Genomic DNA, 14,845 nt, shown 5'->3' on the forward strand with positions numbered 1-14,845 from the left:
AAAATTCAGCAAAGTCAAGTTCATACATGCCTCTGACATCACCCATAATATAGCCGGACCACGGCAGGTATAAGCTATACCCGCTGTGGTCCGGTTTCATGGTTTTATCTTGTACTAGATGGCAGTTTCTTGGATATTAGTTGCAGGGCGGGCGTTTGTGCCTTCTCCATACACAGTGGCCTCTCCGAAGGTATAGAAAGCCTCCCAGTCTACGCCCTGCGGGTCAGTTATCCACGACTTTTCGGACTTGGCATAGCAGCAGGTACATTTCCCTTCCTCTCGTATGGCTCCCTTTGCCTGCTTCAGACGACCGTATACCTCAGCCAGTTCTTCCTCGCTCTCGGCCTGTATACCCAAGTGCTCTATACCTGCGTTCTCCGGGTGCAGCGATATGGCAAAGTTGATGCGCGGGTCTTCCAGCATCCATTTGGCATAGTCTTCTTTTAAAACAGTTGGCTTGGCGCCGAACAGGGCGGTATAGAAAGCGAGTGACTCGTGCATCTTTTTAACGCGCACATTCACGTGGAATCTTTTCATGGCTTTGTCTTTTTAAGGTGATGTTTTTTTTCGATTTACACCATGATGACGGGAAGCCTGCTGAAAAGACGCAGCCCCACAGAAAAAATTTCTGTGGGGCTGCGTCCGTTTCACTTTGATCAATTTATTGAATGCTCTTCACAAACACCACTTGCTGCTGATCTGCTTTGTACACATCGTTCATAAAGGTTACCATCGCGGCATATACTTCGGGCTTGTAGCGGCCTTTATTCATATGCAGGGTTCTCACATAAGTAACCTGGCGTCCGTCAATTTTCACCTTGGATTCAAAGCTCCCAAATTCTGTGCTAAATGAAAAGTCATTTGGCTTGAACTCCAGCGCAAAGCCTGCTGGCATTTCATAAACAATCGTATCTACATTGGTATAAGCACTCGAGCGCACAACCTCATACTTGCGATTGCCTGTGTTTTGAGGCAGTGTGGTCCAACGGTTCATCAGATTAGGCGTCAGGAACATGCGCTTTCCGCTTACCGTGACAAGTTGCCGCAGGTTGAGCTCCAGTTTTTCGTTCACTTCAGGCATCTGCCCTTTTTTCAGATCAAAAGAAAAATTTTTCAGGTCAAAAGCCGGGATACTAATGTTGCGGTACAGCCACTTGCGCTGATCTTCAGGCGAGAGGTTATGGATAACATCGCGATGATCTTCATGTGCGATACCGGTATACCTTGTCTGTACCTGGGCCACAGCATTTCCGCTTTCATCCAGCTTCACAGTAGCCAGGCGGCTCTGCAGATTGTCCTTTGCCGTATACTCCTGTGTTTTAACCAATTTGCCGCCGTCAGCTGTAATAAGTAAGGCATGGCGGTCTCCTGTAAAACTGCCTGAAAAACCCGCCGACTCGAACTGGCTGGTGCACTCCAGCCAAACGGTGTCCTGCTTAGTGGGTACGCACAGGATCACATGGTTGAACTGACTGCTTGGGAAGTCGGCCAGTACGGCTCGTTCGTCGCTTCCCCCGTTCACCAGGGCGTAGATGGAAGGTATACCGACAGCCTGCAGCATAGCTTTGGTATAGTTGGTAAGCGCTTTACAGTCACCGTAGCCTTTGGAGTCGACAAAGCTGGCTTCAAATGGCTGCCACCCTCCCAGTCCCAGCTGAATAGAAACATAGCGTGTGTTTGACTGCAGGTACTGGTATATCTTGTTGATTTTCTCTTTTGGGTCATCAATACCAGCCACCATCGCCTGCAGCTTGGCTTTTGTAGCTTCGGGCAGTACGTCGCGGCCTTGGTTCAGTTGGTTGATCCACTTTCCGTAAGCTTCCCAGGAGTCCATGTTGCCCTTATACCCTTGTACTTCAAAGTCTGAGGGTGCAGTGCGGACCATAGGCAGCAGCTCGATCATGCTTGGTGCATAGGGCTCACTGTCCATCGGAGTCAGGTTAGTGAGCTGCCAGTTGTACACATCGTGTGAAGCAGTGCTTTCCTGCTGTACACTTTGCGTCAGGTTGCTCTCGCGGTAACGCAGTTTCATTCCCTTAGGCATCTTCACCTGAAAAGTAGCTTTGGCAATGGAAGTCTTGCTGTTATTGAGTGGTACCCAGTTAGGATAAAAGAGCATATTGCTGGTCGTGGTCTGGTACTCAAACTCCACCTTGTAAGGGTATACCTGATGCGTCAGTTCAGCAATCATAACACGGTTATCCAGCACCTCATTGTCGGCGGTGGATGCGCTTACGTTCCGGATCTCACTGTTTTTTAAGCTTTTGATCTTCTTCCCATTCCGATCATAACTTGTACCTTTTATGAAGTCAACCTTGTTCAGCTTATCATGGTGCACGTACAGCTTAGCATGGTCATTTCCACCCTCATTGAGGATCGTAACCACCCGTTTGACATAGGTAGTGCCTTTGCTGAGTGAGTGCACCGTAAATACTTTTTCCTCCTCATTAATGACGGCATTAGCACCTTTCAACAGGTCAGTATTGGAGGCCACTGCTGGGTTTGTGACTACCCAAAGCATGCTAATCAGCAGAGTATATAAGTTTCTTTTCATTGCAATTATTGTCGAAGCCTAAGAATATTATTTACGTTTCAGCACAATCTGCTCAGCATGCTTGGCTACAATGCGTGCATATAACTCCTTGAGTTGCGGGTACTCAGCTGCATAGTAAATGGGCTTCAAGATATCGATCTTACTGAGCACTTCTACTACATTGCCCCGCTTCTCCACCATGTAGGTAAAGCTTCCACCTTGATTAGCCAGGCTCACTTTAACATTCTGCGGCGCTTCATCCAGTTCGTAGTTTTCTGGTATGGTGAAGCGGCAAATAAAGGTTTCGCTTATCGGGAAGGCAAAATCTACCGGGTAGGCACGCTGCTCGAGTCTAAAGGGGTTCTCACTTTCACCCTGCCCCAGCATCGGATTCAGATAGATCATGTCCTGCGCCTGGCCATTGCCTGCGGCTGAAACTTTGTAATTGAGTTCAAGTGAGCTGTTTAGTTCTTTCAGATGCTTAAAGGCAGGGCTGCTGAACTTGTAAGTGCCGATCTCTTTGTTGAGTTTCTCGGTATAGCTGGTTTCACCTTCTTCTTTTACTTCCTTGCGCAGGAACAGCGCTCTATACCCACTACTAACCTCAGTTGCATTCCCTTCGATCTGTCCGCTCTCATGGATGGTCAGGTCTCCGGTGTATACCCGCTGGTATTTGCCTAAAGGTTTCAGCGCTATCCACTGGTCTGTTTTAGACTTGATCAGGCGCCCTTCACCATTGAGGCTCCGCATAGGGAGCATACCTGTCGGCAATAGCGGATCGGTAGCATCCAGCAGCACGGACTGGCCATCCAGGTTGACATGTGCGATCACATAATTAAACTTGTTGAGCATCGGGGTACCTTTGTATACCTTGCCGTGCTCACGTGTACTCACCAGCACAGGCGCTGCGTCCAGTCCAGCTTCTTGCAGCATCGCGGTGAGTAACAGGTTTACTTCAGCGGCACTGCCTGTTTTGCTGTCAAAGGCTTTGCGCAGCGTGCCGGTCGTGTATATACCATACTTCCCGTTCCACTTCATCTGCTGCTGCACCATCTCATAGATGGCCTTCATCTGCTGCTCTGGCGCAGTAAACTGCTCTGTAATAGCGGCTACATCCCCTTTGAAAAAGCCTTTTCGGTTCAGCTGGCTGCCAAAGCGTTCCTGCCGTAACAGGTCTTTAATTACCTCTTCCCACTCACCTGTCATCACCTGGGATTCTTTGCCGGGTACATGCAGCATCTGAAGTTCAAACTCAATGCGGGCCTGGTAGTCGGTCAAGGTGGTGATATAACGCTCCGGTCGCAGCGCAGGCAAGTCTACCATTACCCAGCGATACCCATTGATGCGGGCATCGTAGTTATCTTTTGGCTCATAAATGCCGTGGTAGCCGTGCTGCAGGGTTTTGTAATCAAAGTACTGTGGTATCTTGGCTCTGTATTCACTCCATACTGTAGGTATCGTGCTCTGAAACTCCCAGTCGCGCAGGTTGTATATAAAGTCAGAGTTAACAGTATAAGTATACTCGATCACAGAGCCTTCCTTTACGTTCGGCATCGTAAACTTTTTGGTTTGCCGGTACTCCGACTGCCTTTCCTCGAATATGGCGCTCGACTCTAGCTTATCTTTCTTGATCTTACCGTTTTCCAGGTTGTAGGTATAGCCTTTTATGCCGGTTATGGTCTCTTTGCTACTGCCATTCTGGTACATTGGCACTTCTACGTTCGCCCAGGTATAGCCCGTCTTTTTCAGGATCTTGATACGGGTGCGGCGCTCCGTAATCAGTTTCACGTCTCCATTTAGCCTAAAGTGGGACACTGCAAAGTCAGAAAGAATAACCGCTGCTGCACTGGTGTCTTTGTCATAGGTTCGCATCCGAAGTTCCTCCTCCTGCACCTTGCCGTACTTGTAGGGTCCGGATTGACAGAGAGCTTCCAATACCGGAAGGCACAACATCGGAATCAAAATAAAAATAAGCTTTGCTTTCATAAGAATCTGGAGATTAAGCTAGCCTGGTTCAGACCTACCCTAAACGGGTGGACCTGAGCCAGGCTGCAAAATGACTAGTTGGCTGATACTTTCTTTAACACGATCTGCTCGGCGTGCTTGGCCACAATCTGGTTGTAGAACTCTTTCAGATGCGGGTACTCAGGGGCGAAGTACACAGGCTTGAACATGTTGATCTTGCTCATCACCTGCAGCACATTTCCTTCTTTCTGAACAATGTACATAAACTTACCCCCATTGTCTGGCAGTGAGATAATGGCTCCTTTTGGTGACTCCTCTAACTCATAACCCTCCGGTATCACAAATTTGATCACATAGGTATAGTCAATAGGCACGGCTATATCCACTGGGTAAAGTCGCTCTTCAAGTTTGAAAGGATTTTCAGTCTCTCCATGGCCCAGCATCGGATTCAGGTAGATCACATCAACGGGTTGGCTATTGCCGCTTGCCGACAAGCTATAGTTTATGTTTAATGCTTGGTTGAGATCTTCTATATTATGGAACTCAGGCTTTTCCACTTTGTAATTTCCGATCTCCTTGCTGATCGTTTCGGCATACTTATCTTTCCCTTCCTCTAATATCGTCCGGCGTAGGCTCAGGGCATCGTAACCCGTGCTCGACTCCATCACCTTACCTGTTATTCCGCCATTCGGGTTAACGGTAAGCTCTCCGTTAAAGAACTTGGTGAGTTTGCTTGTCGGTGTAAGTGCTACCCAGCGCTGATCATCTTTCTTAATCAGGCGACCTTGCCCATTGAGACAGCGCACTGGCAGCATACCGGCTGGCAACAGTGGGTCCGTAGCATCCAGCAGATACTCTTTATCGCCTAGCTTGACGTGCGCTATCACGTAGTTGAACTTGTTAAGCATTGGGGAGCCCTGTGGCACACGGCCGTGCTCGCGGGTACTTACCAGCACGGGGCCGGCATCCAGGCCCGCATCCTGCAGCATGGCTGTTAACATCAAGTTGATATCCGCGGCGCTTCCACTTCGGTTCTCAAAAGCTTTGCGAATAGGTCCTGTTGTGTAAAAGCCGTATTTATTATTCCACTTAACACTTTGTTTCACCAAATTATGGATGGCGATCATCTGCTGCTCCTGATCCGTGTGCTTACCCGTAATGGCAGCTATTTCAGACTTAAAAAACCCTTTTCTGTTTAGCTGGCTGCCAAATCGATCGGCTATCAGCAAGTCCTTTGTCACATCCTCCCAGTTTCCTGTCATCACCTGTGGCAACTCGTTCGGATATTTTACTGTTTGCAGCTCAAAATCTATTTTGGACTGATAGTCGCGCAGGGTGGTGATGTATTTCTCGGGACGCAGGGCGGGTGCGTTTTTTATCACCCAACGGTATACATCGCTGGTTGCCTCCACCTGGCTAGAGCCGCCCGTTGTGCGGCCCCCTCCGAAACCTGGTGTCGATTCCCCCGACCATGTAACGGTAAAGCGATCTGCGGTTTTGGTGTTGGTAGACTCGTCAAATCTCAGATAGCCCTGCTGCTCCTGCTTGTAACGAAAATATTCTGGAATGCGCACATTGTACTCGCTGTAGGCCACCGGGATAGTACTTTGGAATTCCCACTCACGCAGGTTGTACAGAAAGTCCGAGGTGATGGTATAGGAGTACTCAATTACAGAGCCTTCCTTCACATTTGGCATTGTAAACTTTTTGGCAAACCAATTCTCGTTCGTTTGCTCATCAAACACCGCCTTTGACTCCAGTTTGTCTTTCGTTATTTTACCACCTTCCTGGTTATAGGTATAGCCTTTGATACTATACACATTTTCTTTCTTGGAATTGCGCTGGTAGTAGGGCACCGTCACATTCGCTGCGTCATACCCTGACTTTTTAAGTATTTTGATGCGTGTGTGGCGCTCGAATACGATCTTGAACCCCTTGCTGTAGGTAAAATAAGAGTAGCCATAGTCTGAAAGTACGACTGCAGCAGCGCTTGTATCCTGATCATACACACGCATTTTGAGCACCTCCTCATCTACTTTACCAAATTTAGCTGGAGCGTCCTGAGCGAGCACTTGTGAGAGCCCGGTACTTAAAAATAAAACAAGGGTGTAAAAAAGAGTAGAGGTTTGTAATTTCATAGGCTGTTGAATAATGGTTATATGATATGTTATGAAGTTTCAGCTTGCCCAAAGACTTCATAGCATGGCAAGAGCACCTATAAAGTAGTTCAACAGTCCGATGTATAAAAGAAATAATATTCTTCTATATTGTCAACCCCAAAACAAAATTTTGTATTGAATTTTAACCATTAACCCTTAATACTTTAACGCACATCTGGCAGATACTATCATTTAAATTATACCTGATAGCCCCTGGTGCATCAAATACCCAATGTTATTTATCAAAGTTTAGTCTCATGCTGCTGATTTAAAGCAGTGCAATTAATTTCTAAGATTGCATCAGTTTATAATTGAATAAAAGAGAAGTCAACTTGCTGTGTGATTAATCTCCCTCTCAACCGACAGGGCATAAAAAAAGCAGCACCATGAAATAAATCATGGTGCTGCTACCAGTTAGTGTACAAGGGTGAAATCTGCAAAGAAACAGACCCAGGGAGTGAAGGCGGGCCTGCCTCTTTGCTTCGTATTACAGGTAGGATGTAAAATTCTTGCTGTCCTGCCAGAATTCACGGCAGGTTTCACGCTGTTTTTCCAGAAATTCCTGGTCGCGCTTTAAGCTTTTCCAATCACCGTAGCCCAGGCGTTCGCACAGTTTAAAGAAACTATCGCCCTGATTCTGACGGCCTTTGATACGGACCAACGAACTTAGCAAAGGGCGCCCTGCAGCGTGCTCTGATTCAGAAATTTCGTCAATTACTTCATTGAGTTGTGACTTCTCGTACGTGTTTTCGAGGTTTAAGCCCAGTTCAGCTTCTAATATCAGATTTTGGAACGACATCAGGTGAGCGCGACCACGGGCTACTTGAATGAGTTTTTTTCGTATGCGTGTATTCATGTTTCTTTTTTAGATAATGAAAGTCAGCGGACCACGCCCGCTACTTCGTGCAGAGGCCTCCGACTGAATAGGTTTCATAAAATATCTATATACACTTATACTCCAAAATTGGCTTTCGGGTTGTCCTGTGTTGTGAAAAATTTTGGAAGAAGGTATAGAAGTGCAGCCTTTGTTATGAAATCTGATTGAAACACAATAGATTAAGAACCTGGCATATTTAGAGTAGCCGTGGCTGTTTTTCGGACAGGTATTTCCAGTAGCGCTTGGGGATGTGACGCAGGTGCAATTTGGGGTTTTTCCGCTCTGGTATGTTCACGTGGTCAAAATACACCTGCCAGAGCATTTGATAACGCGTTTCGCTTTCGTGGTATTGATCAGAGTTGAGTATACCCTGCTGCTTGGGTGTTAGGGCCGGGTTATCCAGCTGCACAAAGCTGGTATGTTGCAGATCATAATAGGCACCGTAACGGCGGGACGAATCATAGATAGCCCAGCGCTGATCGGCATAGCGCTTTTCAAAGTGCCGCACGATCAGTGGCAGCACGTTAAAGTCAGGAGAGATGCTGGCATAGAACAGACCATCTGCAGTTTTTTGAAAGCGCACAAATGCCTCCATTCGGTGCTTTTCGCGGTGTACCTGCTTTTGAATTTGCTGTACCTGCAAAATAAAGGGGGCCGTATAGTTTCCTTCCACACTCTCAGACGAGTCGAAAACTAATCGGGCATAGTCGAAGATTAACCGCTCAAAGCCGGTCTGCTCCCACAAATAGGTATAGTAGAGCGACTCCAGAGCTGCAGCTGACAACCGCTTCTTCAGCCCCTGCCATACCCGGTTGGCTTTAACATCATCAGTAATGACCTGCACGGTTTCGCTGAACATAGAAGGCTGCGCCAATTGTTCTGGCTCAATAGCCGTGGGCCAGGCTTTGCGCTCATAGGCCTCAAACACCACGGTGAGTAGTCCTTCAAAGGAGCCGTCGTAGGTATAGAAGTGCATCAGCAGATGTGCTGGTTACTGCTTTGCATTAAAGTTCACGCGGCCTTTATCACGTTTGCCATCGTGCTGCATTCTGGAAGAAAGGCTCTGCAAATGTGGCACTAGCATGTTGAGTTTACAGCAGCAGGATACACGGGCAACTTTCGTAGAATTTCTCATCGTTTTATGAATGGTTTGAAATGATTTATGATCTGTTTGATTACACAAGTCTGTTTTGAATTCCTCTCTCCCCTCTTCCATGTCACGCTTTATAATGTTTAGCCAGCCTGCCCGAACAAGCTCAGCTGCTGCGTAAGCAGTGCACTTCGCACTGAGCCATCGCCGAATAAGATGCGGCGGCGTAGTTGCTCTGAGTCAAAGTCCTGTCGCTGCAGACTCTTAGTCTGGCAGGTGATAAAGTACTTGGCCCGCTTCAGCACCACGCCCATCTGGCGCAGGTGGTCAAAGTGCAGCGGCGCAAACCGCCGGGCCGACACAATTTTTTTCGCTGATTTCACGCCAATGCCCGGCACGCGCAGGATCATCTCGTAGTCAGCTGTGTTAATCTCCAACGGGAAGAAATGGCGGTTGCGTAGAGCCCAGCCTAGCTTTGGATCTATGTCCAGGTCCAGGTTCGGATGCGCTTCGTCCAGTATTTCCTTCACATCAAATCCATAAAAGCGCATCAGCCAATCGGCCTGGTAGATGCGGTTTTCACGGATGATCGGCGGTGCAGTAATAATAGACAGTCTGCTGTCCGTACTCACCGGTACGTAGCCTGAGTAGTATACCCGCTTGAGGCTATACCCTTTGTAAAGCTGATCCGACAACTGCAGTATTTGCCTATCGCTTTCAGCAGTGGCGCCTACGATCAATTGCGTACTCTGCCCTGCAGGCGCAAACTTTGGCGCAGCTTTGAATAACTTACTTTCTTCTTTGGCCTGCACCAGTTGGTCTTTGATCGAACCCATCGGCAACAGGATCTCACTATAGTTCTTCTCCGGTGCCAGACTCTGCAAACTCTGTTCTGAAGGCAGCTCAATGTTCACACTCAGGCGGTCCGCATAGAGACCGGCTTCTTTTATCAGTTCCTCACTTGCGCCAGGTATAGTCTTCAGGTGAATGTAGCCATTGAATTTCTCTTCCTGTCGCAGCTTTTTGGCTACCCGCACCAGTCGCTCCATGGTATAGTCAGCATCTTTGAAAATGCCCGAACTCAGGAACAGACCCTCGATGTAATTGCGACGGTAGAAGTTGATGGTCAGGTCTACCACTTCCTGTACCGTAAAGGCTGCCCGCTGCACGTCATTGCTTTTGCGCGTCACGCAATAGGCACAATCATAAATACAGAAATTGGTTAGCAAAATTTTAAGAAGCGAGACGCAACGGCCATCTTCGGTATAGCTGTGGCAAATACCCATGCCCTCCGCATTGCCTAATCCCTTGTTTTCGTTCTTGCGTTTTCCTCCACTCGAAGAACAGGAAACATCGTATTTAGCTGCATCTGCTAATATTTTTAGTTTACCTATTATCTTATCGTCCATCTACGCTTTTTATATCTGCTTGATGGTTATAAAATTACAAAACCCTTAGCACAAAAACCAATATTATTAGCAACAATATTTATCAACACACTATCCACATCCCTGTGTTACTAAAATAATTAGCATAGAGGCGTTTTTAGGATTTCAGTCTCAAATTTTCCACATCGAAGCGAAAGCAGTATATTAGGAGGTTAAAGCGTACAAGCACGTAGTCTATCAGCGTAAGCATTCCCTAAGTTCCATGGCCCTGTCCTCTATGCTCTTTCTCCGATTCACAATGGCATGCCTGATCGGCTTGTTGCCGTTGGCCGGAAATGTGCATGCGCAGGAAGTACCCATCCGCCAAGACAGCATCGCAGCACCAGCAGATACCATTAAGCAGAAATTTGACGAGCGGGTGATGAACAACCTGCGGGAGATTTCTCAGCGCAAAACGATCATGGGCAAGCTGCTGAAAGCGATACTGGTATTTGACCGCAGAGACGAGGAAGTGCTGGGGCTGGATGCCGAACTGATTCAGCGCGAATACGAGCGGCACAACTACAAGGTGGTACGCAACATCAACATCATGACGCTCGACGCACTGGGGTATTCCATACACGACTCGACCCGTGTGCCGCGCAGCTTTCTGGAAAAGGCAGGCAATTCATTGCACGTCAAAACACGCCGTCACCTAGTGCGCAACAAATTGCTTTTCGAGCGGATGGAGCCTCTGGAGCCACTGGCCCTGGTGGAGTCGGAGCGTCTCTTGCGTCAGACGGATTACCTGCTCGATGCCCGCATCATCGTAGACGAACGCACCACCACCGAGGACAGCGTGGATGTGCTCGTTATTACCAAAGATATCTTCAGTTTAGGAGGCTCAGGATCATACAGTCCAGCTTCCGGTTCGGGCAGGGTAGCCTTGCGTGAGCTCAACTTTCTGGGACTCGGCCATCAGATTCGAGGCTCCTACCGCTTTAACATGAATGCCCCGCGCTCCTGGGAAACAAGCGCCGGCTACACCGTGGAGAACATCGGCAACACCTACATCACAGCTGACATCAACTACTTCGATCAGAATTTTTACAAAGAGCGCAGCGCCTTCCTTCGCCGCGATTTCTTTGCCACCAATACCCGCTATGCCGGCGCCATAGGAGCCAGCAAAATAGACGAGCAGCTGCTCCTGCCGCCCGTACCCGAGGATACGATTCAGCGTTTTGCAGAGGTCGGTTACCATCGGCAGGATTTCTGGCTCGGCCGCTCTTTCAAGTTCAAAAGCTATAATCTGGGCTTTGAGCCACGTGGCCGCCTGATCACGGCGCTTCGGCTGATTAATACGAACTTCTACACTAAACCTACCGAAAACTTTCAGGACAACTTGTTTGGCATTGCCAGTGTGGGTTACAGCGTGCGCCGCTACTACAAAGACCGTTACCTGTATGGTTTCGGTCGAACGGAGGATATTCCCGCCGGTACGTTGATATCGGCTTCTTATGGCTACGAACGGGGTGACCTGTTTGACCGCCGCTATGCCGGGCTTGATTTGTCGTTTGCCCGCTACAACAAAGACTTTGGCTACCTCTATGGCCGTGCCGGTTATGGCTCATTTATAAAGAACGGCAAATGGGAACAAGGTACGCTGGAGCTGGAATCGCTCTATTTTACCAAGCTCTACGAAAACGGCAACTGGAAACTGCGCCACTTTATTCTGGGTCGCAGTACCATCGGCATCAACCGCAACCCCGAAGAACTCCTCACCATCAATAATGAAGAAGGCCTGCGCGGCTTCCGTTCCGGCTTGCTGAGGGGTAACCGCCGTGTGGTGATCAACTACGAAGCCAACTTGTACACCCCCTTCAGGCTTTTTGGTTTCCGACTGGCGACACTGGCCTTTGTGGATGTGGCCTGGCTGTCGTACGGCAACAGCAGCTCTCCATTCAAGAGCACACCTTACCGGGGCTTCGGGGCAGGTATACGCTTCCGCAACGAGTATCTGTCGTTCAGCACCATTCAGATTTTAGTGGGCTATTATCCCAAAATCCCGAACAACGAGAATTTCAACAACCTGCGCATTTACGAGTCTTCACGGCCCTACTACGACTTTCAGGACTTCCGCTTCACGCAGCCCGGCATAGCTGAATTCAGGTAAAGTTTCTGTATCCTTTTGAGCTGATCGGGGTACAATGACAGAGTAATTCAATAAACCCTGAACATGGAAAAGCTAAGAGAGAAATCAGAATATGAAGGCAACCCGGTTGGGCTGTCAAAGACTACCGCGACAGCAATGGCCAACGAACTGGACCGTCACCTGTCGTCGTTCATCACTCTGTACAACCAGTATCACAAGCACCACTGGATGGTGGAAGGTCCGCAGTTCCGCGACCTGCACCTCTTTTTTGAGGAGCACTATACTCAGATCCACGAACAGTACGACGCCATTGCCGAGCGCCTCACGGTGATGGGCTACTGCCCTACCTGCCACCCGGCGAAGCAAATAGAGCTCTCCTACATTGCACACGAAGAAGAAGGCGTGTTCCGCATCCGCGAGATGCTCAAAAAAGACATGGAGGACGAAAAGACAATTGCTGTGGAACTGCGCAAATCTATCAAAAAAGCCTTTGAGCAAGAGGATTTCGCGACCAAGTCTTTACTGGAAGGGATACTTCTTCAGACAGAGGACCGCTGCCACCATATTGAGCACTTCCTGGGTGAAGACGGCCTATCCATCGGTCTGATCGCCAAGCCAGATGATATCATGGAGGAAGACGGTGAGCCAGCCAAAGGGCAGAACGGCAAAGCCAAGACCACAAAGAAAGCAAAGGCTTAACACATTAGCCTAGCTATACCTTATAAAAAAGAGGCTGCTTCGAAAATCCGGAGCAGCCTCTTTTTATATCATATTAAGCCGCATCGCCCTACAGAGCAAGCCCAACTATTCAATTTTCAGGTATAGCCACTAACCTTTTTGAACAGCTTTTTTCTCTACTTAAAAAAAGACAAACACATAATTCCTCAATGCCCCAGCCATTATCACTTTTTGTATCCTTTTACCCAATTGTACAGGTATAAGGGGAACAGCTGAGACCGGAAGGCTATACCTGAAATGGTTTCGCTATATTTGCAGCATTCTATACTTAACACGACACCCCATGGTAGACCTTGGCCATTACAACGAACTGGAGATAGCACGCGAAGTAGACTTCGGCATGTATTTGACCTCTGAAGACGGCGACATTCTGTTGCCCCGCAAGTACATTCCGGAAGGGGCCAAGGTAGGCGACAAGGTGCGCGTGTTCGTATACCGCGACTCCGAAGACCGCGTGATTGCCACCAACCTGACACCCAATGCCACCGTGCGCGAGTTCGCCTGCCTGATGTGCAAAGACAGCACTGACTTTGGTGCTTTCCTGGACTGGGGGCTGGAGAAAGACTTGCTCGTACCGCTGCACAACCAGAAAGAAAAGATGCGACCCGGCCGCAAGTACTGCGTGTATGTATACCTCGACGAAACTTCCGACCGCATTGTGGGCACGACCAAGCTGGGCAAGTACCTGCACAACGACGAGGCTCCAAACGAACTGGCTGAGCACGAAGAGGTAGACTTGCTGGTGGCAGGCTTTACTGAAATTGGCATCAAGGTGATCATCAATAACCGCCACATGGGAATGCTCTACAAAAACGAAGTGTTTAAGGAGCTACACATGGGTGATAAGCTACGTGGGTACATCAAAACCATCCGACCGGATAACAAGATTGACGTGACGCTTCGCAAGCCAGGCACTACCGGGCTGAGTGAGTCCAATGAAGCAACAGACAAGATCATGCAGGTACTGGAGGCAGCCAAAGGCTACTTGCCCCTGTCTGACAAGAGCAGCCCGGAAGAGGTATACCGTATGTTGGGCATGAGCAAAAAGGTGTTCAAAAAAGCCATCGGCGGTCTGTATAAAGAAGGCAAGATCGAGATCGACACGGACCACATTCGCCTCAAGGGTGACGAGTAAACCAACTTGCAAACAAGTCTGTAGTAACCCGATGGAAGCTGATTTCTGAACAAGAATAGCCTTTAGTGGATTAATTATAGGAAAGCACCGCATTTTTTAACCAATGTGGCAGGCATTCACGTAATTCAGCGAAACGCAATCCTCCATGCACCGAACCCGAACCGCACTTATTGCTGGCGCCAGCGGCCTTGTGGGCAGTCACTTGCTGCGCATGCTCCTGCAAAGTGATCGCTATAGCCAGGTGATCTCCGTAGGCCGCCGCGAACTTGCCATCATTCACCCCAAGCTCGACCAGCAAATCGTCGACTTTGACAACCTCAAAAAGAGCGCTTCCGAACTAGCCGCTGATGACGTGTTTTGCTGCCTGGGCACCACCATCAAAAAGGCGGGCACCAAAGAGGCTTTTTACAAAGTAGATCATACCTATGTCACCCAGCTGGCAGAGATTACACTCCGCCGCAATGCCGGCCAGTTTTTGGTAGTCTCGTCTATGGGTGCCGATGCTGGCTCCCGCATGTTCTACAACCGCGTGAAAGGCGAGATGGAGCGTGACGTTCGGGCGCTGGGTTTTCCTTCGTTGCACATCTTCAGACCCTCGCTCCTATTAGGTGAGCGGGAAGAACATCGCACCAGTGAAGCAATCAGTGCAAAAATCATGAAGCCGCTCTCTAAACTGATGTTTGGGCCGATGCGCAAATACCGCCCGATTAAGGCCGAAACCGTAGCGAGTGCCATGCTGCACGTTGCCGCTCAAGACCAGAAAATTGATAAGGTATACCTATCCGACGAAATAGAACGACTGGGGCACTAACCCTCCCTCTACCTGACG

The 14,845-nt window shown here is 48.7% G+C and carries 12 protein-coding genes; 4 read left to right on the top strand and 8 right to left on the bottom strand.

Translation table 11 applies throughout. The features are described from left to right. Nucleotides 1-114: 114 nt before the first annotated feature. The 8 genes from AC5FX6_RS12060 to AC5FX6_RS12095 form a co-directional block, all read right to left on the bottom strand. On the bottom strand, nucleotides 115-537 hold the full coding sequence (locus AC5FX6_RS12060; protein ID WP_493597305.1) for an ArsI/CadI family heavy metal resistance metalloenzyme: 423 nt from the start codon (nucleotides 535-537) through the stop codon (nucleotides 115-117). 124 nt (nucleotides 538-661) lie between these two features. Further along, the gene (locus AC5FX6_RS12065; RefSeq protein WP_493597306.1) at nucleotides 662-2,554 is read right to left on the bottom strand and encodes a DUF3858 domain-containing protein; all 1,893 of its coding nucleotides are present in this window, start codon (nucleotides 2,552-2,554) and stop codon (nucleotides 662-664) included. A gap of 27 nt (nucleotides 2,555-2,581) precedes the next feature. Next, nucleotides 2,582-4,519 (bottom strand): DUF3858 domain-containing protein, encoded by a 1,938-nt coding sequence (locus AC5FX6_RS12070; RefSeq protein ID WP_493597307.1) that lies wholly within the window; start codon nucleotides 4,517-4,519, stop codon nucleotides 2,582-2,584. A gap of 74 nt (nucleotides 4,520-4,593) precedes the next feature. Then, on the bottom strand, nucleotides 4,594-6,636 hold the full coding sequence (locus tag AC5FX6_RS12075) for a DUF3858 domain-containing protein (protein WP_493597308.1): 2,043 nt from the start codon (nucleotides 6,634-6,636) through the stop codon (nucleotides 4,594-4,596). A gap of 508 nt (nucleotides 6,637-7,144) precedes the next feature. Continuing rightward, complete coding sequence (locus AC5FX6_RS12080) at nucleotides 7,145-7,513, bottom strand: hypothetical protein (RefSeq protein WP_493597309.1); 369 nt, start codon at nucleotides 7,511-7,513, stop codon at nucleotides 7,145-7,147. Between the two features lie 217 nt (nucleotides 7,514-7,730). Further along, entirely contained in the window at nucleotides 7,731-8,510 is a 780-nt protein-coding gene (locus AC5FX6_RS12085) for a TIGR03915 family putative DNA repair protein (RefSeq protein WP_493597310.1), read from the bottom strand. 15 nt (nucleotides 8,511-8,525) lie between these two features. Further along, nucleotides 8,526-8,669: a hypothetical protein gene (locus AC5FX6_RS12090; RefSeq protein ID WP_493597311.1), complete on the bottom strand. Its 144-nt coding sequence runs from the start codon at nucleotides 8,667-8,669 to the stop codon at nucleotides 8,526-8,528. A gap of 98 nt (nucleotides 8,670-8,767) precedes the next feature. Beyond that, nucleotides 8,768-10,033, bottom strand: a complete 1,266-nt coding sequence (locus AC5FX6_RS12095) for a putative DNA modification/repair radical SAM protein (protein WP_493597312.1) — start codon at nucleotides 10,031-10,033, stop codon at nucleotides 8,768-8,770. A 256-nt stretch (nucleotides 10,034-10,289) separates the two neighbouring features. On the opposite strand from AC5FX6_RS12095, the gene AC5FX6_RS12100 reads away from it, so the two are divergent. The 4 genes from AC5FX6_RS12100 (at nucleotide 10,290) to AC5FX6_RS12115 (ending at nucleotide 14,827) form a co-directional block, all read left to right on the top strand. Then, entirely contained in the window at nucleotides 10,290-12,164 is a 1,875-nt protein-coding gene (locus tag AC5FX6_RS12100) for a BamA/TamA family outer membrane protein (protein ID WP_493597313.1), read from the top strand. Between the two features lie 63 nt (nucleotides 12,165-12,227). Continuing rightward, the gene (locus AC5FX6_RS12105; RefSeq protein WP_493597314.1) at nucleotides 12,228-12,842 is read left to right on the top strand and encodes a Dps family protein; all 615 of its coding nucleotides are present in this window, start codon (nucleotides 12,228-12,230) and stop codon (nucleotides 12,840-12,842) included. A 322-nt stretch (nucleotides 12,843-13,164) separates the two neighbouring features. Further along, nucleotides 13,165-14,016: a CvfB family protein gene (locus tag AC5FX6_RS12110; RefSeq protein ID WP_493597315.1), complete on the top strand. Its 852-nt coding sequence runs from the start codon at nucleotides 13,165-13,167 to the stop codon at nucleotides 14,014-14,016. A 145-nt stretch (nucleotides 14,017-14,161) separates the two neighbouring features. Further along, nucleotides 14,162-14,827: an oxidoreductase gene (locus AC5FX6_RS12115; protein WP_493597316.1), complete on the top strand. Its 666-nt coding sequence runs from the start codon at nucleotides 14,162-14,164 to the stop codon at nucleotides 14,825-14,827. Nucleotides 14,828-14,845 lie beyond the last annotated feature (18 nt).

The sequence above is a fragment of the Pontibacter sp. LHS2 genome (genome assembly GCF_058932845.1).